Annotated in this window: 19 protein-coding genes and 5 pseudogenes; 8 read left to right on the forward strand and 16 right to left on the reverse strand. The window is 72.2% G+C overall.

What is annotated here, in order from left to right:
- Positions 1-54 precede the first annotated feature (54 nt).
- The 7 genes from ABZ193_RS30130 to ABZ193_RS30160 form a co-directional block, all read right to left on the reverse strand.
- Complete coding sequence (locus tag ABZ193_RS30130) at positions 55-1,008, reverse strand: TIGR03557 family F420-dependent LLM class oxidoreductase (protein ID WP_020417707.1); 954 nt, start codon at positions 1,006-1,008, stop codon at positions 55-57.
- A 22-nt stretch (positions 1,009-1,030) separates the two neighbouring features.
- A complete protein-coding gene (locus ABZ193_RS30135; RefSeq protein ID WP_020417706.1) occupies positions 1,031-1,351 on the reverse strand; it encodes an STAS domain-containing protein in 321 nt (106 codons plus the stop codon).
- A complete protein-coding gene (locus ABZ193_RS30140; RefSeq protein WP_354712371.1) occupies positions 1,348-2,952 on the reverse strand; it encodes a SpoIIE family protein phosphatase in 1,605 nt (534 codons plus the stop codon). The genes ABZ193_RS30135 and ABZ193_RS30140 overlap by 4 nt, the downstream gene beginning before the upstream one ends.
- A 57-nt stretch (positions 2,953-3,009) precedes the next feature.
- Positions 3,010-3,759 carry an alpha/beta fold hydrolase gene (locus ABZ193_RS30145; protein ID WP_354712372.1) on the reverse strand — a complete coding sequence of 250 codons (750 nt, stop codon included), beginning with the start codon at positions 3,757-3,759 and terminating at the stop codon, positions 3,010-3,012.
- A gap of 333 nt (positions 3,760-4,092) precedes the next feature.
- A complete protein-coding gene (locus tag ABZ193_RS30150) occupies positions 4,093-6,582 on the reverse strand; it encodes a DNA topoisomerase IV subunit A (RefSeq protein ID WP_354712373.1) in 2,490 nt (829 codons plus the stop codon).
- Between the two features lie 23 nt (positions 6,583-6,605).
- Complete coding sequence (locus ABZ193_RS30155; protein WP_027935816.1) at positions 6,606-8,663, reverse strand: DNA topoisomerase IV subunit B; 2,058 nt, start codon at positions 8,661-8,663, stop codon at positions 6,606-6,608.
- A 98-nt stretch (positions 8,664-8,761) separates the two neighbouring features.
- Positions 8,762-8,968: a hypothetical protein gene (locus tag ABZ193_RS30160; RefSeq protein ID WP_354712374.1), complete on the reverse strand. Its 207-nt coding sequence runs from the start codon at positions 8,966-8,968 to the stop codon at positions 8,762-8,764.
- Between the two features lie 393 nt (positions 8,969-9,361).
- Here ABZ193_RS30160 and ABZ193_RS30165 point away from each other — a divergent pair, with 393 nt between their 5' ends.
- Positions 9,362-10,285: a pseudouridine synthase gene (locus ABZ193_RS30165; protein ID WP_354712375.1), complete on the forward strand. Its 924-nt coding sequence runs from the start codon at positions 9,362-9,364 to the stop codon at positions 10,283-10,285.
- Between the two features lie 176 nt (positions 10,286-10,461).
- Here ABZ193_RS30165 and ABZ193_RS30170 read toward each other — a convergent pair whose 3' ends face one another.
- Positions 10,462-11,076: a hypothetical protein gene (locus ABZ193_RS30170; protein ID WP_020417699.1), complete on the reverse strand. Its 615-nt coding sequence runs from the start codon at positions 11,074-11,076 to the stop codon at positions 10,462-10,464.
- 79 nt (positions 11,077-11,155) lie between these two features.
- On the opposite strand from ABZ193_RS30170, the gene ABZ193_RS30175 reads away from it, so the two are divergent.
- The 3 genes from ABZ193_RS30175 to ABZ193_RS30185 are packed head-to-tail and all read left to right on the forward strand — an operon-like array spanning position 11,156 to position 16,230.
- Complete coding sequence (locus tag ABZ193_RS30175) at positions 11,156-13,972, forward strand: glycosyltransferase (RefSeq protein WP_354712376.1); 2,817 nt, start codon at positions 11,156-11,158, stop codon at positions 13,970-13,972.
- A 9-nt stretch (positions 13,973-13,981) separates the two neighbouring features.
- Positions 13,982-15,157, forward strand: coding sequence for an acyltransferase (locus tag ABZ193_RS30180; protein WP_235716103.1), 1,176 nt, complete (start codon positions 13,982-13,984; stop codon positions 15,155-15,157).
- Complete coding sequence (locus tag ABZ193_RS30185) at positions 15,154-16,230, forward strand: ScyD/ScyE family protein (protein WP_354712377.1); 1,077 nt, start codon at positions 15,154-15,156, stop codon at positions 16,228-16,230. The genes ABZ193_RS30180 and ABZ193_RS30185 overlap by 4 nt, the downstream gene beginning before the upstream one ends.
- Positions 16,231-16,278: 48 nt before the next feature.
- On the opposite strand, the gene ABZ193_RS30190 is transcribed toward ABZ193_RS30185, so the two are convergent.
- A complete protein-coding gene (locus tag ABZ193_RS30190) occupies positions 16,279-16,830 on the reverse strand; it encodes a hemerythrin domain-containing protein (RefSeq protein WP_354712378.1) in 552 nt (183 codons plus the stop codon).
- Between the two features lie 56 nt (positions 16,831-16,886).
- Positions 16,887-17,870: a zinc-dependent alcohol dehydrogenase family protein gene (locus ABZ193_RS30195; protein WP_020417694.1), complete on the reverse strand. Its 984-nt coding sequence runs from the start codon at positions 17,868-17,870 to the stop codon at positions 16,887-16,889.
- 84 nt (positions 17,871-17,954) lie between these two features.
- On the opposite strand from ABZ193_RS30195, the gene ABZ193_RS30200 reads away from it, so the two are divergent.
- Positions 17,955-18,647 (forward strand): TetR/AcrR family transcriptional regulator, encoded by a 693-nt coding sequence (locus ABZ193_RS30200; RefSeq protein WP_354712379.1) that lies wholly within the window; start codon positions 17,955-17,957, stop codon positions 18,645-18,647.
- On the opposite strand, the gene ABZ193_RS30205 is transcribed toward ABZ193_RS30200, so the two are convergent.
- Entirely contained in the window at positions 18,583-19,191 is a 609-nt protein-coding gene (locus ABZ193_RS30205; protein ID WP_354712380.1) for a hypothetical protein, read from the reverse strand. The genes ABZ193_RS30200 and ABZ193_RS30205 overlap by 65 nt on opposite strands.
- A 139-nt stretch (positions 19,192-19,330) precedes the next feature.
- Positions 19,331-19,768: pseudogene (locus tag ABZ193_RS30210) on the reverse strand (FAD-dependent oxidoreductase); the annotation flags it as partial.
- Here ABZ193_RS30210 and ABZ193_RS30215 point away from each other — a divergent pair.
- Positions 19,760-19,822 (forward strand): annotated as a pseudogene (locus tag ABZ193_RS30215) (hypothetical protein); the annotation flags it as partial. The pseudogenes ABZ193_RS30210 and ABZ193_RS30215 overlap by 9 nt on opposite strands.
- Positions 19,823-20,002: 180 nt before the next feature.
- Here the strand turns inward: ABZ193_RS30215 and ABZ193_RS30220 are convergent.
- A pseudogene (locus ABZ193_RS30220) lies at positions 20,003-20,134 on the reverse strand (sigma factor-like helix-turn-helix DNA-binding protein); the annotation flags it as partial.
- Positions 20,135-20,499: 365 nt separating this feature from the next.
- Complete coding sequence (locus ABZ193_RS30225; protein ID WP_354712381.1) at positions 20,500-21,657, reverse strand: amidohydrolase family protein; 1,158 nt, start codon at positions 21,655-21,657, stop codon at positions 20,500-20,502.
- An 80-nt stretch (positions 21,658-21,737) separates the two neighbouring features.
- On the opposite strand from ABZ193_RS30225, the gene ABZ193_RS30230 reads away from it, so the two are divergent.
- Together ABZ193_RS30230 and ABZ193_RS30235 are read left to right on the forward strand one after the other, a co-directional pair.
- Positions 21,738-22,703: a lipase gene (locus ABZ193_RS30230; RefSeq protein WP_354712382.1), complete on the forward strand. Its 966-nt coding sequence runs from the start codon at positions 21,738-21,740 to the stop codon at positions 22,701-22,703.
- A gap of 80 nt (positions 22,704-22,783) precedes the next feature.
- Positions 22,784-22,986, forward strand: a pseudogene (locus ABZ193_RS30235) (MarR family transcriptional regulator); the annotation flags it as partial.
- 104 nt (positions 22,987-23,090) lie between these two features.
- Here the strand turns inward: ABZ193_RS30235 and ABZ193_RS30240 are convergent.
- Positions 23,091-23,330, reverse strand: coding sequence for a hypothetical protein (locus ABZ193_RS30240; RefSeq protein ID WP_020417689.1), 240 nt, complete (start codon positions 23,328-23,330; stop codon positions 23,091-23,093).
- A 25-nt stretch (positions 23,331-23,355) separates the two neighbouring features.
- Positions 23,356-23,778 (reverse strand): annotated as a pseudogene (locus ABZ193_RS30245) (helix-turn-helix domain-containing protein); the annotation flags it as partial.
- Between the last annotated feature and the right edge of the window lie 50 nt (positions 23,779-23,828).

The raw sequence follows: 23,828 nt of genomic DNA on the forward strand, positions 1-23,828 counted from the left end.
CGGGCGTCAGCAGACCGCCGGGGTCGGCAGGACGCCCGGCGGTCCGCCCACCCCTCAGCCCTTGAGCTGAGGCAGCACCTTCGACGACCAGGCGTCGAAGAACTTGTCCTGCTCCGGGCCGATCTGCGACACGTACACCTCGTCGAACCCGGCGTCGGCGAACTGGCGCACCGCCTGCGCGTGCGCGTCGGCGTCCGGGCCGCACGGGATCTGGCCCGCGACCTGCTCCTCGGTCACCACCGGCACGGCCTGTTCGAAGTCCCGCGGCGTCGGCAGGATCCGGCCGAGGCTGCCGGGCAGCAGGTCGCTCGCCCACAGCCGGTGCGCGGTCTCCCGCGCCTCCTCCGCCGAATCGGCCCAGCACACCTTGAACCCGCCCTGGATCGGCCCCCGCCCGCCGGCCTCGCGGTAGGAGTGGACCAGCTCGCCGTCGGGCATCACCGTGGCGAAACCGTCCGCGATCTTCGCGATCCGGCGCGCCGTCTTCGGCCCGAACGCCGACACGTAGATCGGCACCGGCTGCTCCGGCAGCGTGTAGATGCGCGCCTGCTCGACCGTGTAGTGCTTGCCGTAGTGGGTGACCTGCTCGCCGGTGTGCAGCTTGCGGATCACCTCGACGGCCTCCTCCAGCATCTCCAGCCGCCGCGAGCCCGGCGGCCACGGATCGCCGAAGATGTGCTCGTTGAGCGCCTCACCCGAGCCGACCCCGAGCACGAACCGGCCCTCGCACTGCACGGCCGCCGTCGCCGCGGCCTGCGCGATGATCGCCGGGTGGATGCGCACCGTCGGGCAGGTCACCGCCGTCGTGATCGGCAACGAGACCGCCTGGGACAGCGCGCCGATCACCGACCACACGAACGGGCTGTTGCCCTGCTCACCGGTCCACGGGTGGAAGTGGTCGGAGATCCACAACCGCTCGAACCCGGCCTGTTCCGCCTTCTTCGCCTGTTCCACCAGCTCGCGAGGCCCGTGCTCTTCGCTGGACAGGAAGTATCCGACGCTCACCATGTGCCGGGGCTACCCGCGGAAATCAACCCTCACGCACCGCGGCGAGCGGTTCGAACCCGGACATCTCCAGCACCCGCCGCACGGGTGACACGGGCGCGACGACCAGGTCCAGCTCCATCTGCAGCACCTTGAGCCGCCCGGCGAGGGTGAACAGCACACGCAGGCCCGAACTGTCCAAATAGGTTACGTCCGTGAGGTCGATCGAGACGCGCATGGCGTCGTTGTCGATCGCGGTGAAGATCTGGTCCTGGACGGTGGACGCGTTCGCGAGGTCGATCTCGCCGCTGACCCGCAGCAGGACGTGACCGCCGTCGTTTTCGGCGTCGACGGTGGCCGACGTCATTCCGCGGGCCCGATCGTGCGGCGGATCATGACTTCCGTCCCGTGCGCGTGGTGGTCGATGCGGACCTCGTCCCCGCAGCGGTGCATCAGCAGCGTTCCCCGGCCACGGTTCTCGCCACGCGGCGGTCGCCAGCGGCCCTCGTCACACACGGTCGCGATCACGTCCTGCCCCCGCAGTTCAATCCGCACCTTGATCACGCCGCCGGCGGGCCCGTAGGCGTGCTCCACGGCGTTCGAGGTGGCCTCGCCGACCGCGACCAGCAGGTCGGCCGTGGCGTCCGCGCTCGCGCCGACGACGGTCAGCCACCGCCGCATCGCGGACCGGACCTCCTTCAACGACTCCGGCACCGCCGGCACGGTCATCTCCAGCGGGCCGACGTCCGCGCCGTTCTGGCGGCGCACGGTCAGCAGCGCCACATCGTCGTCCGGGGTGTCCTCGCCGATCAGCTCGGCCATCACGTCGGCGCAGACGGTCTGGGCCTGACCCGGGTGCACGGCGGCGCGCAGGCGGTCGAGCCCGTCGTCGAGGGCGACGCCACGCCGCTCGACCAGGCCGTCGGTGTAGAAGCAGACCACCGAGCCCGGCGGCATCTCCGTCACCGTGACACGGCGGCGCACGTCTCGCAGGGCGCCGATCGGCGGGTCGACGGCGACGTCGAGCAGCCTGGCCCGTTCGCCCTCGCGGCCCTGCACGGGCACCAGGTGCCCGGCCGAGGACACGTGCAGGCGCTCGAAGTTCGGCTCGATCAGCGCGTACAGCACGGTGGCCATCATCCCCGGCTCGAAGTGCTGCATCTTGCGGTCAAGGTTGGCGAGCACTTCGGCGGGGTCGCCGCCCTCCAGCGCGAAGGCCCGCAACGCACTGCGCATCCGGCCCATGACGATCGCCGCGGGCAGGCCGTGCCCGACCACGTCGCCGATCACCACGCCGAGCCAGCCGTTGGGCAGGAGGAACACGTCGTACCAGTCGCCGGCGATGGCGCCCTCGTCACCGGGCACGTACCGCGCGGCGAGTTCGAGACCGGGCACGGCGGGCAGCTGGGTCGGCAGGAGGCTGCGCTGCAGCTCGGCGGCCGCCGCGCGCTCGGCCTTGGAGCGCTGGGCGTGGGCGGCGAGCGCTATCCGGTCGGCGGCCAGCTGGAGCAGCTCGACGTCCTCCGGCGTGAACTCCCGCGGCGAGAGCGACCCGACGTGCAGCACGCCCAGGGCCTCGCCGCCGACCAGCAACGGGACGCCCAGCAGGGTCTGCAGGCCCTTCTCCCAGAGCAGCCGGTTGACCACCGTCGTCGAGTCGACCCGCTGCAGCTGCACCGGCTCGCGGCGGGCGACGACCTGCCCGGCGAAGCCCTTGCCGACCGGCACGCGGACGCCCTGCGCCACCTCGGTCTCGATGCCGCGCGCGGCGACCGCCACCAGCTCCCGACCGCCCGGTTCGAGCAGCAGGACAGCGGCGGTGTCGGAATGCAGGACCTGGCGGACGCGGTCCAGGAGCTCGGGAAGCAGGTCCTCGGTGGTGAGGTGGGCGAGCGCGCTGTCGCTGACGAGACCGATGCGCTGGAGCTTGTGTTCAGCTTCCAGTCGCGCGCTGGCCGATGTGGACATGATGCGAGACTAGCCCCTGCCCAGGTCGTAGAAACCTGTGGTTTCCGAGGATTCGGGTCATTCCCGCCACGGTTCCGCCTGAGTTGCCGGGGCGAGCAGGGTCGACGATACCGCAGGCCAGGCGGTGCTGTCCGGGTCGATCAACGCGAAATGGCCCGCATTGGGGAGGACGATCAGACGCGCACCGGGGTTGACCTCCCGGTAGGCGCGGGAGAGCTCCGGGGGAACCACCTCGTCCGCGTCGCCGTGCACGAGCACGACGAGCCCGGCCGGCGACGACAACCGCGCCGGGTCGAGTCCGTCCGGCGGGACGTCGCCGAGGAACGCGCGGACGGCGCCGTCGCCGAGGCCGAGCCGCGTGGCCAGGGCGAGGTCGGCGACCGGCGCCAGCGCGACGGTGGCGGTGAGGCCTGGTGGGGGCGCGGTCGCCGCGGCCAGCAGGGCGAGGTGGCCGCCCGCGGAATGCCCGGTCAGGACCACGCGCCCGTCGAACTGCCCGGCGAGTTTCACCGGCAGGTCACGCAGCGCGGCGGCGACGTCGGCGGCGGCGAGGCGGGGCTCGCCGGGGACGCGGCGGTACTCGATCGAGAGGACGTTCGCGCCCGTCCGTGCCAGGGCCGACGCCATCGGCCGGGTGTGCAGCCGGTCGTAGGCGGGCCGCCAGAAGCCCCCGTGGACGACGACGATCAAGGGCGCGTCCGGGCGGCCCAGCCAGTGGTCGGCGACGTGGTCGGGCTCCGGGCCGTAGCGGAGCTGCCCGTCCGGCTCCGGCGCCGGGCGGGTGAGGACCGAACGATCTTCCGTCATCGGCCGGCCGCCTCCACAAAATCACTCGTTCGGGTGGCGCGGGGGCGTCCAGCGCCACGGGCTCGGTTTGCCGGGCTCGGTTTTGCCGGGCCGGTGTTGGACCTCGGCGGGCCCGCGTTGCCGGGCCGGCGCCACGGGGTTTGGTGTTTCGACCCGGACCCGCGGCCACGTCCGGCCTTGCGGCCGATGACGCGACCAGTGGTGCGACCCAGTCTCACTACCTGGCGTCGCGGCCCGGCTTCGCAGCCGGGCCGGTCTTGCGCCCGGTGTTGCGGCCGACCCTGCGGCCCGAGCCTGCGGCCCCGCGCCCGGAAGCGCGGGCCCGCACCGGAATCACCCTCGCTCGATGAGGTGTCCGATGACGTCCGGGCCGGGGTGGGGGGCTCCCGAGGCGTCGCGGCGGACGGTGGGCTCCGGGAGCTCCACCGGGTCGCCGTTCTTCGACGCTCCGGCGGGCCGGGGGCCCACCCAGCCGACCGTCAGGCGCGTCTCCCCCTTCAGGAAGCGCTGCGCCCGCACCCCGCCGGTCGCGCGGCCCTTCGCCGGGTACTCGGCGAACGGCGTCATCTTCACGCTCGCCCCCGTGGCCGTCACCACCATCGGCTCGCCGTGCTCTGCGTCGTCCGTGCGGATCGCCCCGAAGAACACCACGTCGGCGTCCGCGGCGAGCTTGATGCCCGCCATGCCGCCGCCCTTGAGGCCCTGCGGCCGCACCAGCGAAGCCGGGAACCGCAGCAGCGAGGCGTCCGACGTGACGAACGCGAACGTCTCCTCACCATCGGCCAGCCACGCCGCGCCGACGACCTCGTCGCCGTCCTTCAACCCGATGATCTCGAACTCGTCGGACCGCACCGGCCAGTCCGGCGCCACCACCTTCACCACGCCCTGCCGGGTGCCCAGCGCGAGACCGGGCGACCCGGCCGCCTGCTCGCCCAGCGGCGCGATGCCGATGACCTTCTCGCCCTTGTCCAGCGGCACCAGCTCCCGCGCGGCCATCCCGCCGCGCAGCGACACCGTCCCGGACTGCTCCGGCAGCACGGGCAGCGGCAGCACGTCCGTCTTGAACGCCCGCCCGCGGCTGGTCACCAGCAGCACCTGGCCGCGCGCGGTCGAGTGCACCATCGCCGCGACCGCGTCGTGCTTCACCCGGCCGTTGCGGCGGCGACCCTCCGGCGCCTCCTCCGACTCGGCCGCCGTGCGGGCGACCAGGCCGGTGGCGGACAGGATCACCTGGCACGGGTCGTCGGCGACCTCCAGCGGCCCGGCCGGCTTCGACGCGGCCAGCACCTCCTTGAGGTCGCCGTCGATCAGCGCGGTGCGCCGCTCGGTCTTGAAGTCCTTGGCGATCTTGGCCAGCTCGTTGGAGACGACCTTCTTCAGCTCGCGGTCGTCGTCGAGGATCTTGGTCAGCTCGGCGATCTCGGCGCGCAGCTTCTCCTGCTCGTCCTCGAGTTCGAGCTTGTCGTACTTGGTGAGCCGGCGCAGCGGCGTGTCCAGGATGTAGGTGGCCTGGATCTCGGACAGCTTGAACCGCTTCATCAGGCCGTCCTTGGCCTGCGCGGCGTCGTCGCTGTTGCGGATCAGCCGGATCACCTTGTCGATGTCCAGCAACGCGATCAGCAGGCCCTCGACCAGGTGCAGCCGCTCCTCGCGCTTGCGGCGCCGGTACTTCGTGCGCCGCGTGACCACGTCGTAGCGGTGCTCCAGGAACACCTCGAGCAGCTGCTTGAGCCCCAGCGTCTGCGGCTGTCCGTCGACCAGCACCAGGTTGTTGATGCCGAACGACTGCTCCAGCGGCGTGAGCCGGTAGAGGTCGGCCAGCAGCGGGTTCGGGTTGACGCCCACCTTGCACTCGATGACCAGGCGCGTGCCGTTCTCGCGGTCGGTGAGGTCCTTGACGTCGGCGATCCCGGTCAGCCGCTTGGACTTGTTGACCTCCTCGGTGATCTTCTCGATCACCTTCTCCGGCCCGACGCCGTAGGGCAGCTCGGTGACCGTGATCGCCTGGCGGCCGCGGCTGCCGGGCAGCGGGCCGATCTCGACCTTCGCCCGCATCCGGACCACGCCGCGGCCGGTCTCGTACGCCTTGCGCACCTCGTCCAGGCCCAGCAGCATCCCGCCGGTCGGCAGGTCGGGGCCCGGCACGAACTCCATCAGCTTGTCCAGGGTGGCGCCGGGGTGGTTGATCAGCCACCGCGCGGCCGCGATGACCTCGCCCATGTTGTGCGGGATCATGTTGGTCGCCATGCCGACCGCGATGCCGGACGTGCCGTTGACCAGCAGGTTCGGGTACGCGGCGGGCAGCACCGACGGCTCCATCAGGGAACCGTCGTAGTTCGGCCGGAAGTCGACGGTCTCCTCGCCCAGCTCGCCGACGAGCAGCATCGCCTCCGGCGACATGCGCGCCTCGGTGTACCGGGACGCGGCCGGGCCGTCGTCCGGGCTGCCGAAGTTGCCGTGGCCGTCGATGAGCGGCGCGTTCATCGAGAAGTCCTGCGCCAGGCGGACCATCGCGTCGTAGATCGCCGTGTCACCGTGCGGGTGGTAGCGGCCCATCACGTCGCCGACCACGCGCGAGGACTTCACGTACGCGTGGTTGGGCCGGTAGCCTGCCTCGTTCATCGAGAACAGGATCCGGCGGTGCACCGGCTTGAGGCCGTCGCGCGCGTCGGGCAGCGCGCGGGAGTGGATGACCGAGTAGGCGTACTCCAGGTAGGAGTCCTCGATCTCGGTCTTGACCGGGTTCTCGAAGACCTGCGCGCCGGCCTGGTCGAACGCTGCCGGATCGACCCGGGTGACGGCTGTCTTGGATCGGCGTGCCATTGCTGTTGTCTCCTAGGGGGAACTCAGACGTCGATCGCTTCGCGGTCCACGCGGGCGGCGGATTCGACGAGCCAGTTGCGCCGGGGTTCGACCTTCTCCCCCATCAGCAGCTCCAGCGCGGCCTCCGCGGCCTCCGCGTCGTCCAGCGTGATGCGGCGGACCGAGCGCGTCGCCGGGTTCATCGTGGTCTCCCACAGCTCGTCGGCGTCCATCTCGCCGAGGCCCTTGAACCGCGGGACCGGCTTGACGATCTGCTTGCCTGCGGCCTCCAGCTCGGCGACCTTCTGCTCCATCTCGCGCTGCGTGAAGGTGAAGATGGTCTCGGGGTTGCGGCCCTTCGTGACGATCTTGTGCAGCGGCGGCATCGCGGCGAACAGCCTGCCGTCCTCGATCACCGGCCGCATGTACTTCGCGAACAGGGTGATCAGCAGCGTCCGGATGTGCGAGCCGTCGACGTCGGCGTCGGCCATCAGGATGACGCGGCCGTAGCGCATCGCGGACAGGTCGAAGGTGCGGCCAGTGCCCGCGCCGAGCACCTGCACGATCGAGGCGATCTCGGCGTTCTTCAGCGTGTCGCCGAGCGAGGCCTTCTGCACGTTCAGGATCTTGCCGCGCAACGGCAGCAGCGCCTGGTACTCCGACACGCGCGCCATGCGGGCCGACCCGAGCGCGCTGTCGCCCTCGACGAGGAACAGCTCGCTGCGCGAGATGCCGGTGGTGCGGCAGTCGACGAGCTTCGGCGGCATCGCCGCGCCCTCCAGCGCGGTCTTGCGGCGCGCCGCGTCCTTCTGCTGCTTCTGCGTCAGCCGCACGCGCGCGGCGTCCACGATCTTCTGCAGCACGACCTTGGCCTCGGCCTTGGTCTTGCGGTTCTCCGTCCACTCCTTGAGGTGCCGCTCCACGATGCCCTGCACCACGCGGGTTATGCCGGAGGTGGACAGCTCGTCCTTGGTCTGCGAGGTGAACTGCGGCTCCGGGATGCGCACGTGGACGACCGCCGTCATGCCCTCGAGCACATCGTCGAGCGTCGGCAGGTCCTCCTTGGCCTTCAGCAGGCCGCGGGTGCGGGAAATGGCTTCCTGCAACGCCTTCGTCGCCCCGCGGTCGAAGCCGCGGCGGTGGGTGCCGCCGTGCACGTTGCGGATGGTGTTGGTGAAGCACTCGACCGTGCGCTCGTACCCGGTGCCCCAGCGCAGCGCGATCTCGACCTCGGCGTGACGCTCCACATTGGACCGCATGACGCCGTTGGCGTCGGCCGCGTTCTCCTTGTACGAGCCCTCGCCGCGGATGATCAGCGTGCCGGACACCGGCTTCTCGTCCGACGGCGCGAGGTACTCCACCATGTCCGCGAGGCCGTTGGGGAAGTGGAAGGTCTCCTCGCTGATCGACCCCTCGGTGGCGGTGCGCAGCACGTACGTGACGCCCGGCACGAGGAACGCGGTGTTGCGCAGCTTGGTGCGCACCTGCTCGACGTCGAGCTCCGCGCCCTTCTCGAAGTACCGCGAGTCGTGCCAGTAGCGGATGGACGTGCCGGTGCGCTCGCCGCGCTTCATCTTGCCCCGGACGCGCAGCCCGGGCTGCGGCGTGAACTTCGCCTTCGGGCCGGGGCCGTCGAACACGCCCGGCGTGCCGTGCGCGAAGGACATCTCGTGCACCTTGCCGCCGTTGCGGACGGTGACGTCGAAACGGTGCGACAACGCGTTGACCGCGGAAGCGCCGACGCCGTGCAGGCCACCCGAGGTCTTGTAGCCGGAGCCGCCGAACTTGCCGCCCGCGTGCAGCCGGGTGAGCACCAGCTCGACGCCGGACAGACCGGACTTGGCGTGCACACCGGTCGGGATGCCGCGGCCGTCGTCGTCGACCTGGACGCTGCCGTCCGCGTGCAACGTGACGACCACCTTCGTGGCGTGACCTGCGACACCCTCGTCCGTCGAGTTGTCGACGATCTCGGTGAACAGGTGGTTCACGCCGCGGCTGTCGGTCGACCCGATGTACATGCCGGGGCGCTTCCGGACCGCTTCCAGGCCTTCCAGGTGGGTAAGGTCGTCGGCCCCGTAGAGAGGCTCAGCAGAAGCAGTCACAGGATCTTCTCTCCCAGTAGCGATTGGGGTGGTGCGGCACCAGGGCGCCGCGCGTATGCAGGGTAACGGAGGGCACCGACAACCCCGGGGATTGCGGCCTACTGCCGCCGTGCGGCGTGGATCGCGCCGACGAGCATGTCGAGCTCCGCGTCGAAGATCTCGTCGGCGGTGGCGGCGCGCAGGTGCGGTACCAGTGCTTTCAGTGTAGGCGCTGCCGAGCTCGCCCGTGCGGCTTCGAAGATCCCGGCGTTGCGTTCCGGCGTGGTGGGGTCGCCGTGCACCTCGCGGTGGGCGCGGCCCAGCACGACGTCCAGGAAGACCAGGAGGCGGCTGCTCGGGGCAGCGAGTTGGCCGGCGGGGGGGTGGCGGATCGGTCACTCCCCGCAGCGTGGCGGCGCGCAGGCGACCGTGCCCACCGCGACAGCCCGAGGCAGGCCAGCAGCACCCGCCGGTGCCCGAACAGGTCGCGGAGCCTGCCCCGGTTCGCGCTGCTGGCCTGCGTGCACGGTCTGTGTACGCCGCGAACGCGCTGGTCGGCGCGGGCTACGGGCTGCGCTTCGCGACGCTGCGCAACCTGGTGATGGACGCGGTGGAGCCGCGGCGCTGGCCCACTCGGCGGGGTTCGTGCTGTTCGCGCTGGTCGCGGCGGTGGCGGTGGTCGCGGCGGGCGCGGTGGCCCCTCGCTACAGTGCTGACCGATGAGACGCAAGCCGCCCCCGTCCCCGCTGCCGCCGCGTGACGGGGTCAACGCGGCGCGCATCCGGACCCCGCCGGACGGCCCGTGGGACACCATCCGCGACTACCTGGTGCGCAAGCTGACCAAGCTAGACCCGGCGGTGATCGACGCGATGCTGGCCGAGGGCGCGATCGTCGGGGTGGACGGGCCGATCGACGCCACGACGCCGTTCACGCCCAGCACTTTCCTGTGGTTCCACCGGGACCGCTGCGACGAGGTGCCGGTGCCGTTCGAGCTGACCGTGCTGCACGAGGACGACGTCCTGCTGGTGGTCGACAAGCCGCACTTCCTGGCCACCACGCCGCGTGGCGGGCACGTCCGGGAGACCGCGCTGGTGCGGCTGCGGCACACGCGGGGCCTGCCGGAACTCTCCCCCGCGCACCGCCTCGACCGGCTGACGGCGGGTGTGCTGATGTTCGTCAAGACCGCGGCGCACCGCAGCGCGTACCAGAACCTGTTCCGGGATCGCCTGGTGCACAAGGAGTACGAGGCGATCGCGCCCTACTCGCCGGAGCTGGCGCTGCCGCGTGTGGTGGAGAGCCGGATCGTGAAGAAGCGCGGCGTGCTCACCGCGCGGGAGCTGCCGGGGCCGGTGAACGCGCGGACGCACGTGGAGCTGATCGAGCACCGCGACGGGCTGGGCCGCTACCGGCTGGTGCCCGAAACCGGCCGCACGCACCAGCTGCGGGTGCACCTGAACTCGCTGGGAATCCCGATCCTGGGCGATCCGCTGTACCCGGAGGTGCGGGAGGTGCCGCCCGGTGAGTTCCGCCGTCCGCTGCAGCTGCTGGCGAAGGTGCTCGCGTTCACCGACCCGCTGACCGGCGCGGAGCACCGCTTCGAGAGCCGACTTCGCTTGGGCGCGTGGGATTCGGCGGACTGGTAGGACCGTCCACACCGGATCGCGGTCGCACTCCCGGCTACCGCCGAACATCCGCCGAGCACCCGGTCCCGGCCGGTGCGCGAACCGCCCTGCGGCGCCTCCGCCGCCGCGGATCCGACACCGTGGCAAACCTCAGGCAGCACGACGTCCTCACCGGCGGCGCAGACCGCCGCGCGCCGTCAGGAGCGGTCGCTCGGCGGGGCCAGCTCGATCTGCCGCTGCAGCGTCGTCCGGAACACGTCGTGCGCCGCGTCGCCGTGGCCGGCCGTTTCGACCACCACCACGCGGTCGTAGAGCACGTACGCCGCAGCGAAGCGGGCCAGCGGGGCGCCCACCGGGGTGCCGTACACGATCACACCCTCCAGCGACAGGTCCCGGTCCGCGGCCAGCCCCTGCAGCTCCACCCCCGCACCGTACGCCCGCACCGCCCCGCGCGGGTCGCCCGTCGCCAGCGCGTACAGGCCGATCGTCACCCCGGCCCGCACCGCGGTCTTGCGCACCCCGTCGCTCATCCCGGCCGTGGTCAGCACGTCGACCATCGGCTGCGGCAGCGACACCGTGCTGCGCAGCGCGGCGAGGGTGAACGGCCCGCTCGGGCCGGGCGCGCCGGGCGGTTCGACGAGGGCCAGCGCGCTGTGCTCGGGCGCCGGCTTCGCGTCCGGCGGATCGGCGAGGCCGGCGTTGCGGGTGAGCAGGTACCCAGTCGCGGACACGGCGAGACCCAGCGCCAGCACCACGATGATCGCGATCCCGACGGTCAGTTCCCGGCGCTGCCGGCGGACGTCACTGGACACCGTCAGTAATTCCCTCCCCGCCGCAGATTACCGGGCATCAGTATCACCCGCGGCCCCAGTACCGGTAGCCTTCCGGCTCATGGTGGGACCTCGGGGGATCGACTGGACGGGCGAACGCTGCGTGCCCTGGACGGACGACATCCAGGTGATCTACGAGCACTACCACCGCTACGCGCTCGCCGCCCGCTACGCCTTCGGCCGCCGCGTCCTCGACCTCGCCAGCGGCGAGGGCTACGGCAGCGCGCTGCTGGCCGCCCACGCGTCGGAGGTGATCGGCGTCGACATCGACGAGGCCAGCGTCGAGCACTCCCGCGCGCGCTACGGCGGGCAGCCGAACCTGCGGTTCACCACCGGTTCCATGACCGACCCGGGCCTGCTCGCCGACGCCGGGAAGTTCGACGTCATCACCTGTTTCGAGGCGCTCGAGCACGTCGCCGAGCAGGACGAGCTGATGGCGCTGGTGCGCGCCCGCCTCGCGCCCGGCGGCGTCTTCTTCACCAGCACGCCGGACGTCCTCGTCTACACGCACGAGCACGGCAACGAAAACCCCTTCCACGTCAAGGAGTTGACCGAGCCGCAGTTCCGCGCGCTGCTCGGCGCGTCGTTCCGGCACGTGACGGTGCTGCGGCAGAACGTGGCGATCGGCTCGGTGCTCACCAGCGACCGCGAGCACGGCCCGGTGCTGTCGCAGCAGCTGCGCCGCACGGGCGAGGACAGCTGGTCGGTCGGCACCGGCGCGCCGCACACCTACCTCGTCGGCGTCGCCTCCGACAACCCGGTGGAGGTGCCCGCCGCGGCGACGATGCTGGACCCGCAGCTCACGTTGCTCGGCTCGGCCGCCGAACGCGCCGCCGCGCCCCTGCGCGCCGAGATCGAACGGCTCACCAGCGACGACGGCGGCCCGAAGTACCGCAAGGTCATCGAGCGCTACCGGCCGCGGCGCCGCGCCACCGAGGGCCCGGTCACGGTCTCGACCAGCGTCGACCCGCTCGTCAGCATCATCGTCCCGGTGCACGGGCAGTGGAGCTACACGCGCCGCTGCCTGCAGGCGATCGAGGAGAGCGGCACGCGCGTGCCGTTCGAGGTCGTGGTGGTCGACGACGCCTCGCCGGACGATTCGGCCGAGCAGCTCGCCGCGTGCCCCGGTGTCCGGCTCGTGCGTGCCCCGGAGAACCTGGGGTTCCTGCGCGCCGTGAACCTCGGCGCCGCGCAGGCCCGCGGTGAGCTGCTGGTGCTGCTGAACAACGACACCGAGGTCCGGCCCGGCTGGCTGGACGAGCTCACCGAAGTCGTCCGCGGCGACGAGAGCATCGGCCTGGCCGGGGCGAAGCTGGTCTACCCGGACGGCAGGCTGCAGGAGTGCGGCGGCATCGTGTTCGCCGACGGCAGCGCCGCCAACTACGGCCACGGCGACAACCCGGAGGACCCGCGCTACCAGGCCGTTCGCGACGTCGACTACTGCTCGGGCGCGGCGATCCTCGTGCGCCGGGACCTGTGGGAGCGGCTGGGCGGGTTCGACGAGCGCTACTCCCCCGCCTACTACGAGGACACCGATCTGGCGTTCGCGGTCCGCGCCGCGGGCAGGCGCGTCGTGGTGGTCCCGGACGCGGTCGTCGTCCACCACGAGGGCGTCTCGCACGGCACCGACGTCACGCAGGGCGTCAAGCGGTACCAGGAGGTCAACCGCGAGGTCTTCACCGAGAAGTGGGCGGGTGCCCTCGCGGAGCAGGCCGACCCGGGCGCGCCGCTGTGGATCGCCCGCCAGCGCGTGCCCGGCCGGACCCAGCGCGACGGCGATCTGGTGCTGGTCGCCGACGTCACCGTGCCCACCCCGGACCGCGACTCCGGATCGGTGCGGTTGCGGTGCCTGCTGGACGAGCTGGTCGCGCTCGGTCACCGCGTGGTGTTCTGCCCGATGGGGCCGCCCGCCGACCCGGCGTACCTGGACCAGCTGCACCGCGCCGGGATCACCGTGCTCACCGACAACGGCCTGCGCGAGCAGTTCCTGCACGAGGCGGGCAAGCACATCCGGCTGGCGCTGCTGTCCCGGCCGACCGTGGCCTGGCACCTCGCCGACCGCCTGCGGATCTGCGCGCCACAGGCGCGGATCGTGTTCGACACCGTCGACCTGCACTTCGTGCGCCTGTCCCGGGAGGCCGAGCTGGTGGAGCGGCTGGGCGGCGCGCCGGAGACGTCGACGATGCTGCACCAGCGCGCGAAGCTCTACCGCGAGCTGGAGCTGGCGCTGGTGCGCGCCTGCGACCGCACGCTGGTGGTGTCCGACGCCGAACGCGACCTGCTGGCCGACCTCGCGCCGGGCGCGCCGGTCAGCGTGCTGTCCAATGTGCACACTCCGGGGCCGGAGGCGAGCCCGGACGGGCGGCCCGGCGTGTTGTTCGTGGGCAGTTTCGAGCACCCGCCCAACCGCGACGCGGCGTACTGGCTGGCCGGGGAGATCTGGCCGCTGGTGCGCAGGCAGGTGCCGGACGCGGTGCTCGACCTGGTCGGCCACGACCCGACGAACGAGCTGCGCACGCTCGACGGTCACGGCGTGAAGTTCCGCGGCTGGGTGCCCGCCCTCGACGCGCTCTACGAGACGGCCAGGTTGTCGGTCGCGCCGCTGCGGTTCGGCGCCGGCGTCAAGGGCAAGGTCGGCGAGAGCCTGGCGGCGGGTGTCCCGGTGGTCGGCACGACGCTGGCGTTCGAAGGCATGCGGTTGCGGCACGGCGCGGAGGTGCTCGCCGGGGACAAGGCCGAGGAGATCGCCGCCGGAATCGTGTCGCTGCTGACCGACGACGCGCTCTGGCTCCGGCTCTCCAGGGCCGGTCAGGCCGCGGTGGCCGCGCAGTTCGGGCCGGACGTCGCGCGCGCCGCGCTGACCGAACTGCTGGGCTGAGCGGTGCCGGTGGACAACTCGGCGGAGCGCACGCAGGAGATCCGCCCCGTCAAGTACGCCAAGGCCGAGACCGGGTTCGCGTGGCTGCGGCTCATCGGCGCGAGCATGGTCGTCGTCGAGCACTCGTTCCCGCTCGTCGACCCGCAGCGGCTGACGATCCTGCCGGCGAGCTGGGACCTGTCCCCCGGTTACTTCGCGCTCATGGGTTTCTTCGCGATGAGCGGCTTCCAGATCACCGACAGCTGGGCGCGTGACGCGTCCTGGTGGCGGTACGCCGCCAAACGGGTGCTGCGCATCTGGCCGCCGCTGCTCGTCGTCGTCATGTTCACCGCGTTCGTGATCGGTCCACTGGTCACCGTGCTCGACGCGTCCGAGTACTGGACGGACACGGCGACCTGGGGTTACGTGGTGCACAACGCGGCGCTGTACCCGTTGCAGCACCTGCTTCCCGGCGTGTTCGCGGAGAACCCGTACCCATGGTCGGCGAATGGCTCGCTGTGGACGCTGCCGATGGAGACCACCGGGTACGCGCTGGTTCTCGTCGCGGGACTGACCGGTCTGCTCGGCCGCGCCCGGGCCGGGTTGTTCGCGCTGCTGGCCGGGATCGTCGTGCTCGACGGTTTCCTCGGCGCCACCTACACCTTCCAGGGCCGCGGCGGGTCGTTGCTGTCCGTGCCCGTCGGCGCGATGGTCGCGTTCGGTGTCGCGTTCGTCATCGGCATGGTGATGCACCGTTACCACGGAACGATTCCGCTGTCGCGAGCCGCCGCGTACGCGGGCGTAGCCGTGTACCTGGTGGTCAACTTCGTGCCTGTCCTGCAGCCCTGCGCGCGGATCGTGCTGCCGTTCGCCGCCGGGTACGGCGCGATCGTGTGGGCGCACCACTGGCCGCGGCGGCTGGCGCGCTACGACAAGTGGGTCTACGGCAGTTACGGCATGTACATCTGGGCGATGCCGGTGCAGCAACTCATCGTGTTCGCCGGGGTGCGCAACTCGTATCTGCTGATGGCGCTGGCGTTGCCGCTGGCCTACGCGTGCGGGCTGCTGTCCTGGCAGCTGGTGGAAATCCCGACGCAACGGCTGCGTGTTTACTTGCGCCCTCAACCGAAATCTCCTCGTAACGTTCGTCCGCGCGATTCCGTCTCCGGAAGGGGGGCACATCGTCGTGAAAGGACGGGCGTATGAAAACATCCCGAATCCTGCTGACGGCCGCCACCGCGCTCGCGGTGACGCTGGTTCCGCTGAGCGCGGAGGCCGGCGGCAAGGTGTCCACAGTGGCCGGCGGCCTGCACAGCCCGCGCGGGCTGTCGTTCTCGCCTGACGGGGCCCTGTACGTCGCGGAGTCCGGACGCGGGGGCGCCGGCCCGTGCATGGCGGGTCCCGAGGGCGAAGTTTGCTACGGCGAATCCGGCGGCGTCACGCGGATCGACCGCGGGCAGCAGAAACGCGTGCTGAGCGGCGTGCCGTCGCTCGCCGCGCGCGACGGTTCCGGCGCGATCGGCCCGTCGGACGTTTCGTTCCTCGGCAAGGGCAACATGTACGTCACCGTCGGCCTGGGGGCGAACCCCGCGGTGCGCACGAACCTGCCGCCGAAGGGGCAGCAGTTCATGGGGTGGTTGCTGCGCAACGGAAAACCGGTCGCCGACATCGCCGGTTACGAGGCAACGGCCAACCCCGACGGTGGCGAGCCGGACAGCAACCCCAACTCGGTCCTCGCCCTGCCCGGCGGCCGCGTCGTGGTCGACGCGGGCGGCAACTCGCTGCTGTGGGTCCCGGACAAGGGCCGCATCCACACGATCGCCACGTTCCCGACCAGGATGGCGACCGCGCCGGACGGCTCGCAGATCCCGATGCAGTCGGTTCCGACCTCGGTCGCGCTCGGCCCGGACGGCGCGCTGTACGTCGGTGAACTGACCGGCTTCCCGTTCCCGAAGGGCGCGGCGCGGGTGTACCGGGTGGTGCCGGGCAAGGCGCCGCAGGTGTACGCGCAGGGCTTCACCAACATCATCGACATCGGCTTCGCGCACGGGAAGCTGTACGTGCTGGAAATCGCGCACAACGGCCTGCTCAGCGGCGACCCGTCGGGCGCGTTGATCCAGGTCGGCAAGAACGGCGCGCAGCACATCGTGACGCAGCAGCTCACCATGCCCGGCGGGCTGGCGCTGCGTGACGGCAAGGCGTACGTGTCGAACTGCGGCGCGTGCCCGAACCCGCCCGGCGCGCCGGGCAGCGGCAGCGTGGTGCGGGTCGGTCTGTGACGCGGAACCGGCCGCCCGCCTCGCGGCGGGCGGCCGGATTCCGGGGCGTCAGCGCTTGAGCACGCTCCGGATGGCGTCGCGGGCTCGGTCCATCAAGGCGGCCGGCGGGCCGAGCAGCATGTTCTTCGCGGCGCCTTCCGTTCCCGGGTGCGGGCGCGTCGGGGCCACGGCCTCGGCCGCCCGCACCGTGTCGGCCATCGCCTCCAGCCGCTTGCTGTCGTAGGCCTGGCGCAGCAGCGGGAACTCCGACCGCTCCTCGTGCTCGGCGTGGGCGAGCACGTCGTCCCGCAGCTGGATCAGCAGGGTGTCGAAGCCCTCCGCGTCCGGGCCCATGTCGTCCAATGTGGACAGCAGTTCCTTGGCGCGGTGCTCCTCGCCGATGCGGGCCTCGACGATCGGCTCGCCGCCCTCCTGGCGCCGCACCTCGGGGTGGACCAGTTCCTCCTCCGCGGTCTCGTGGACCGACAGCAGCCGCACGAGGTCGCGGAAGGCGTCCTTGCGCTCATCCCCCTTCGCGCGTTCGACCACGCCGAACAGGCGGCGGATCTCCTGGTGCTGGTCCTCCAGCAACGCGATGACGTCCTTCTTGTCCGTCGACACGGTGACCTCCTTCGCTTCGCCGAGAGGGCTACCCGCGCCGGCGGGGGTTCACTCGCTCAGTGACGAACGCGGACCACGACCTTGCCCACCTGGGCGTTCGACTCCAGGTGCGCGTGCGCCTCGACGATGTCGGCCAGGTCGTCGAACACGCGGTCCACCGCCGGGCGCAGAGTGCCGATGCGCAGGCCGGCGTTGATGAAGTGCTCCGACCGGCGCCGGCGCTCCGGGTTCCGCGCGACGTAGCTGCCGTTGCCGTAGCCGAACAGCGTGACCTGACGATCCCAGTTCATCGGCAGCGGGGTGGGTTCACCGGCCATCCAGCCGTAGAGGACGAGCAGCCCGCCGACGGCGGTGGCCTCGACCAGGTCCACCACGCCGGGGCCGCCGACCGGGTCGAACGTCATCGTGGCGCCGTCGCCGCCGGTCAGCGCGCGGACCTCCTTGACCAGGTCCTGCGAGTCGAGCGTGACGACGTGCGCGGCGCCGGCCGCGAGCAGCTGGTCCCGCTTCGCGGCGGTGCGGGTCACCGCGATCGGCACCGCGCCCAGGTGGTTGGCGATCTGGATCGCGGCGATGCCGACCCCGCTCGAGGCGGCGGTGATCAGCACGGTGTCGCCCGGCCGCAGGCCGCCGCGCTCGACCAGCGCGCCGTACGCGGTCTGGTGCGTCAGCCAGACCGACGCGCCGGTGACCTCGTCGACCGTGCGGCGGACCAGGCTCGACACCGGCACCACGACCCGGTCGCCGTACACCCCGTAGTCCCGCATCGAGAACGAGGCGAGGGTGCTGATCTCGGTGCCCTCGGGGAAGCCCTCGGCACCGGTTTCGACCACCCCGGCCGCCTCGTAGCCGATCCGGGACCCCGGCAGGACCGGCTGCTCGTAGTAGGTGCCCGCGCGGAACAGCGCCTCCGCCCTGTTGAGTCCGATCGCGTCCACCCGGATCCGGACCTCGCCGGGGCCGGGCTCGGGCACCGGCCGGTCCTCGACCCGCAGCACCTCGGGCCCGCCGAGCCGGTCGAACAGGACTGCTCTCGCCATCACGTCTCCTCAACGGCGTTCGTTTACTACACGGCGTGTAGTAGCAACACGGCGAATAGTAGACCAACGCCGTACAGTGTCAAGGTGGGTGAAGGGACGACGAGCCGCCGGGAACGGCTGCGGGCGGAGACGGCACGCGAGATCAAGACGATCGCGCTGGAGCTGATGGCCAAGGGCGGGCCGGACGCGATCTCGCTGCGGGCGATCGCGCGTGAGATGGGCATGACGGCCGGCGCGATCTACGGCTACTACCCCACCCGCGACGACCTGATCACCACGCTGATCTCGGACGTCTACACCTCGCTCGTCGACACCGTCGAAGCCGCGCGGGACGCCGTGCCCACGGAGGACCCGGCCGGGCGGATCCTGGCGTGGGGCCGCGCGTTGCGGGCGTGGTCGCTCGCCAACCCGGAGGGCTTCCGGCTCATCTACGGCGATCCGGTGCCCGGCTACCGCGCCCCCGAAGGCGGTGCCGCGGCGGACGCCGAGCGCCGGGCGTGCGCCCTGCTGACCGAGCTGATCGCCGGGGCCTGGGCGACGGTCCAGGCCCCGGACGAGTTCACCTGGGAGGACTTCGGCCCCTCCCTGGTCCAGCACATGCGCGAGGAGTTCCCCGGGCTGCCGCCCGCCGTGCTGGCCCTGTCGCTGCGCACGTGGGGCCGGATGCACGGCCTGATCTCGCTGGAGGTCTACGGGCACCTCGGCCCGCAGGTCACCGACCCGGCGAAGCTGTACGAGTCGGAGTTGCGGGCGCTGCTGCGGTCACTGGGCCTGTGACCCGCCGTCCGCCCTTCACCCACCGCAGGGAGCCGGGCTTGCGGGCCTCGCGGCGGATCTTCAGCACACCGAGCTTGCAGGTCAGCTCCTTGTAGGCCGCGCCGAGGCGGCCGCCGACGTGGAAGTTCTGCGCGGTGTCGTCCTTGCGGGCGAACTGCCGCACGGCGGCGTGCCTGCCGAGGCTGACGCACGACCCGGCCAGACCCACGTCGAGCACCGGCGGTTCGGTCCCGGCGATGCGGCTCAACACGGTGTCGGCGGCCTGTGCGCCGAGCGGGCCGGCGACCTGACAGCTCATCCGCAGCGGCAGGCCCGACGGCGCGGCGGAGTCGCCCGCCGCGACGATCCGGTGGTCGTCGATGCTGGTCAGCGTCTCGTCGGTGAGCAGACGGCCGAGGTCGCCGGTGCGCAGCCCACTCGCGGCCGCGACCTCCGGCGCGGCGAAGCCCGCGCTCCAGATCGTCAGCGCGCTCGGCCGCGTCGTGCCGTCGGCGAAGACGACCGCGTCCGGCCGGACTTCGGCGACCTTGACGGTCTCGGCCACCGCGACCCTGTGCCGGGACAGCCACTTGGCGATGTACCGGCGGCCGCCCGCTCAACGAAGGCGCCAGCGTCCCGCCGCACACCAGGGTGACCCGGCGTCCCCGTTCGGCCAGCTCGGCGGCGGTCTCGATGCCGGTCAGCCCGCCGCCGAGCACCGTGACCGGCGCTTCCGGTGGCAGCGCCGCCAGCTCGTCACGCAGCCGCCGCGCGGACTCCAGTTCGGCGATCGGGACGGCGAATTCGGCCGCCCCGGGCACCGCGGGCGCCGCCGCGGTGCTGCCGACCGCGTAGACCAGGTAGTCGTAGCCCAGCTCGCGGCCAGCCGCACGGCGCGGGCGGCGGTGTCGATGCGCGTGGCGGTGTCGACGACCAGGTGGACGCCGTCGTCGAGCAACGTGCCGTAGTCCCCTGTGGCCTCTCCGGCGCCCGCGACGAACTGGTGCAGCCGGACGCGGTCGACGAACGCCGGACGGGGGTTGACTAGCGTGACGTCCAGGTCGTCGCGCATCCGCAGGCGATTGGCCGCGAGGGCGCCGGCGTACCGGCTGCTCGGTTCGCTGGCCGAGGACGTGGTCCAGGAGACCTACGCCCGCTGGTACGCCATGTCCCGCGACGAGCAGGACGCCATCGCCGCACCCGGCGCCTGGCTGACGAAGGTCGCCGGCCGCCTGTGCCTCAACGTGCTGTCCTCGGCCCATGCGCGGCGGGAAACCTATGTGGGGGAATGGATTCCCGAGCCGGTGCCGGACAGTCGGGAGTGGTGCCCGGCCGACCCGGCCGACCGGGTGACGCTCGACGAGTCGGTCAGCATGGCGGCGCGCCGACGAGGCCAGCTGGCGGCACGCCGCCGGGGTGCGGCCGACGATCTCGGCGATTTCGGCGAACGGATACCGGAAGACGTCGTGCAGGATGAACGCGACGCGCTCGGCCGGCGTCATCGAGTCGGGTCGTCCGGGACTTCAAACGGGCCTGGGAAGCACGTGACATCGAGGCCCTCCTCGGCCTGCTCACCCCCGACGCCACGGCGATCAGCGACGGCGGCGGCCTGGTGAGCACGGTGCTCCACCCGGTCGAGGGCGCCGAACGGATCCTGAGCGCGCTGGGCCGCCTCGAGCACCGGTTCCGCGGGCACACGCTCCTGGAGCGCACCGTCAACGGACAGCCGTGCCTGATCGCGCAGCAGGACGGTGTCACCGTTTCGGTGTACGCGTTCGAGATCGCAGGCGGGAGGATCCGGCGCATTTGGGCGGTGCGCAACCCGGAGAAGCTGCGCGCGTGGAGCGCCGGTGCCATCGACCTGCCGCAGCGGTCACCGCACCCGCGCGCCCGCCAGCCACACCCCCACCGGACGCGCCAACGCCGTGACGTCCCTCAACGGATCGCCATCCACCAACAGCAGATCCGCGTCAAAACCCGGCCGGATACGGCCCTTGCGATCCAAACCCGCCACCTCCGCGGCCACCGACGTCGCCGAAGCGAGCGCCGCTTCCGCCGGGATTCCGCCGTCCACCAGCCACTCCACCGATGTCGCCAGCATGCCGTGCGGCTTGCCCGGCGAAATACCCGAGTCGCCGCCGGAGACGATTCGCACTCCGGCGTCCGCCATCCGCACGACTTGGCCGATCCGGTCGCGGATCGTGGAACCCGTCCGTTCCAGGAACTCGCGCAACGCGGGCGGCGGCGTCATCTCGCCGACCGCCCCGAGCGTGGGGCACACGGTGATCCCGCGCGCGGCGATCGCGGCGGCCAGCTCGTCGCTCATCCGGATGCCCTCGGGCGTGAAGCAGCTGCAGTGCTCGATCCCGTCCACGCCCGCTGCCACCGCCTGCTCCACCGACGGCGTGCCGTGCGCGTGCGCGGTCACCGGCAGCCCGGCCGCGTGGGCCTCCTCGACGATCAGCCGCAGCTCGTCGAGGGTGAACTGGCAGGCCATGATGTCGGTGCCCGGCGTCATGCCGCCACCGCTGGCCATCACCTTGACGACGTCCACGCCACGCTCGGCCCGCTCGGCGACGGCCGCGCGCAGGCCGTCGGCGCCGCTCGCCTCGCCGCCCATGTTCCAGCAGTGCCCGCGGGGACTGGTGATCGGCGGCCCCGCGGCGAGGATCGACGGCAGGCCGGGACGGCCGCGCCAGCGCAGCGTGGCGTACCGGCGATCGCCGAGGTCGCGCACGCTGGTGACCCCGGCGGCCAGCTGCGTGCGCAACGCCCGCTCGATCACGTCGTCCAGCTCGTCCTCGGAGTAGTCCGCGAGCCGGTCCAGCGCGCCGAACCCGCCGTCGCCGCAGAGGTGGGTGTGCATGTCGATCAGGCCGGGCAGCAACGTGCCCGGCGAGTCGACGACCGGCCAGTCCGGCACCGGGCCACCGAGCCGCGCGATGGCGCCGTCCTGGACGAGAACCGGCAGGTCGCGGTGGGTGCGTTCGCCGTCGAAGACCTGGGCGGCGCGGATCACGAAGGCGTTCACCACCGTGAAGTCGCTTCCCCGGCCGCCGGCGTGACAAGATCCCCTCGGTCCACACGACGGAGTGTGCCGGAAGGACGGTCATGAAGCGATCGCTGCTCGCCCTGCTGGTCCTCGTGGGCGCGGTGCTGGCGCCCGCGTCCGCCACCGCCGCGGACGGCCCCGCGCTGCGGGTCCCCGAGTCCGCGCTCGACGCGGCGCTGGTGTGTTCTGGGGACGTCCGCGGGTCCGGGCACAACCCGATCCTGCTGATCGCCGGGACGACGCTGACGCCGGAGGTCTTCGCCTGGAACTACGGGCCCGCCCTGACCGCGCTGGGCCGTCCGTTCTGCACGGTCGCCCTGCCGGACAACGGCATGGCCGACATCCAGGTCGCCGCCGAGTACGTCGTGCACGCGATCCGCGCGGTCAGCACCGCGGCCGGGCGCGACGTGGACATCGTCGGGCACAGCCAGGGCGGCATGGTCCCGCGCTGGGCGCTCAAGTACTGGCCGGACACTCGCTCGCGGGTGAGCGACGTGGTCGGGCTGGCGCCGTCGAACCACGGCACGGTCGTCGCTTCGGCCGTCTGCCTGCCGGGCTGCGCGCCCGCGTTCTGGCAGCAGCGCACCGGATCGGCGTTCCTGACCGCGCTGAACAGCGGCGCGGAAACCTGGGCGGGCATCGACTACACGAACGTCTACACGGTGCTGGACGAGGTGGTCGCGCCCAACCTGAACGACTACGGCAGCAGCTCGCTGCACACCGGGCAGGGGCGGATCAGCAACGTCGGCCTGCAGGAGGTGTGTCCCGCGCACGTGGCCGACCACCTGACCACCGGCACCACCGACGGGGTCGCGTTCGCGCTGGTGGTGGACGCCCTCACGCACGACGGCCCGGCCGACCCCGCGCGGCTGCCCGCGGACGTCTGCACGCGCCTGCTGATGCCCGGCGTGGACCCGCTGCACCTCGCCGTGGACGAGGTGCAGATGGCCACGGTGGTGGCGACGCAGGTCGCGCTGTACCCTCACGCGCCGGCGGAACCCGAACTGGCCGGCTACGCCCGCTGAGCCGGCTCATCGCCCGTCGCATGTTCCAGCTCGTGGAGCGGATCTGGCTTCGCCCACGGGGAGGCCGCGCGGCACATCGCGAAGCGTCCGCGGCTGCGCGGGAACGGGGCAGCGCGGCCTCCCTGCGGCGAATCCTCGGCGACGAGCCGGCCGGCTCCCCGGGCCTGGTGCGCGCCGCCGACCTGACCACCAAGGCCGCGACGAGCGCGCCCACCGCGGGGCGGGTGATGTACGCCGGGCTGCGCGTGCGGTGCCGGGTGATCCGGTCGCCCGGCTGTGGCATTTCCCCCGCCGAGCTCGAGAGCTGATCCCCGAGCTCGAACCGATCACCGCGAGGCTGGTGGCCGCCGGATCGCGCTGACGAATTCTCGCCCGAGTCAGGCCGAGTCAAGCGCCGAGCGTGTCGATCTGGGTCGACAGGATCGCGGCCTGCTCATCCAGCTCACGGTCCTCCGGCTGCTCCCCCACCCGCTGCCGCAGCGTCTCGCGCTCGATGACCGTCATCGCGCCCTCGTGGCGGGGCAGCTCCTCGGCAGGCAGCACCGCGAGGCTGCCCTCCTGCAGGACCAGCTGCGCGCCGTTCCCGGCGTCCAGCAGCGCCTTCAGATCACCCGCGGTCACGTTCATCGGGCCTCCCTTCGTCGGCCCCCGGCTACCCGCTCCGCCGCCCCGTCAAGCGTTGCACCCGCAGCGCGAGCTGGATCTCCAGCGCCCGCCCCGGCTCCTGCCAGTCGTCGCCGAGCAGGGTCGCTATCCGGTCCAGCCGCTGCACCACCGTGTTGACATGCACGTGCAACGCCTCCTTCGCCCGCGTCAGGTTGCCGCCCACCGCGAAGTACGCGTGCAGCGTGCCGGTCAAGTCGGTGCCGCGCCGCTCGTCGTAGTCGAGCACCGGGCCGAGCGTGCGCCACACGAAACCGGTCAGATCGCCGCGCTCGCCGAGCAGCACCCCGAGGAACCCGAGCCCGCCCGCGGACGCCCCCTCGCCGGACCGGCCCAGCGCCAGCAACGCCCGCAGGCACCGGACCGCCTCCGCGTGCGCCGCGGCGATCGCCGCCGGGCCACGCGCCGGGCCGAGATCGGAAGAGCGGCGGGTAGGGAAAGAGTGTTAGAGGTGCTGTGTTG

The organism is Amycolatopsis sp. NPDC006125 (genome assembly GCF_040614195.1).
In the GTDB taxonomy this organism is placed as follows: Bacteria; Actinomycetota; Actinomycetes; order Mycobacteriales; family Pseudonocardiaceae; genus Amycolatopsis_E; species Amycolatopsis_E tucumanensis.

Coding starts and splice junctions, on each gene's coding strand:
- ABZ193_RS30130 (WP_020417707.1), bottom strand. CDS start 1,008: ATGGTGAGCGTCGGATACTTCCTGTCCAGCGAAGAGCACGGGCCTCGC.
- ABZ193_RS30135 (WP_020417706.1), bottom strand. CDS start 1,351: ATGACGTCGGCCACCGTCGACGCCGAAAACGACGGCGGTCACGTCCTG.
- ABZ193_RS30140 (WP_354712371.1), bottom strand. CDS start 2,952: ATGTCCACATCGGCCAGCGCGCGACTGGAAGCTGAACACAAGCTCCAG.
- ABZ193_RS30145 (WP_354712372.1), bottom strand. CDS start 3,759: ATGACGGAAGATCGTTCGGTCCTCACCCGCCCGGCGCCGGAGCCGGAC.
- ABZ193_RS30150 (WP_354712373.1), bottom strand. CDS start 6,582: ATGGCACGCCGATCCAAGACAGCCGTCACCCGGGTCGATCCGGCAGCG.
- ABZ193_RS30165 (WP_354712375.1), top strand. CDS start 9,362: ATGAGACGCAAGCCGCCCCCGTCCCCGCTGCCGCCGCGTGACGGGGTC.
- ABZ193_RS30175 (WP_354712376.1), top strand. CDS start 11,156: ATGGTGGGACCTCGGGGGATCGACTGGACGGGCGAACGCTGCGTGCCC.
- ABZ193_RS30185 (WP_354712377.1), top strand. CDS start 15,154: ATGAAAACATCCCGAATCCTGCTGACGGCCGCCACCGCGCTCGCGGTG.
- ABZ193_RS30195 (WP_020417694.1), bottom strand. CDS start 17,870: ATGGCGAGAGCAGTCCTGTTCGACCGGCTCGGCGGGCCCGAGGTGCTG.
- ABZ193_RS30230 (WP_354712382.1), top strand. CDS start 21,738: ATGAAGCGATCGCTGCTCGCCCTGCTGGTCCTCGTGGGCGCGGTGCTG.
- ABZ193_RS30240 (WP_020417689.1), bottom strand. CDS start 23,330: ATGAACGTGACCGCGGGTGATCTGAAGGCGCTGCTGGACGCCGGGAAC.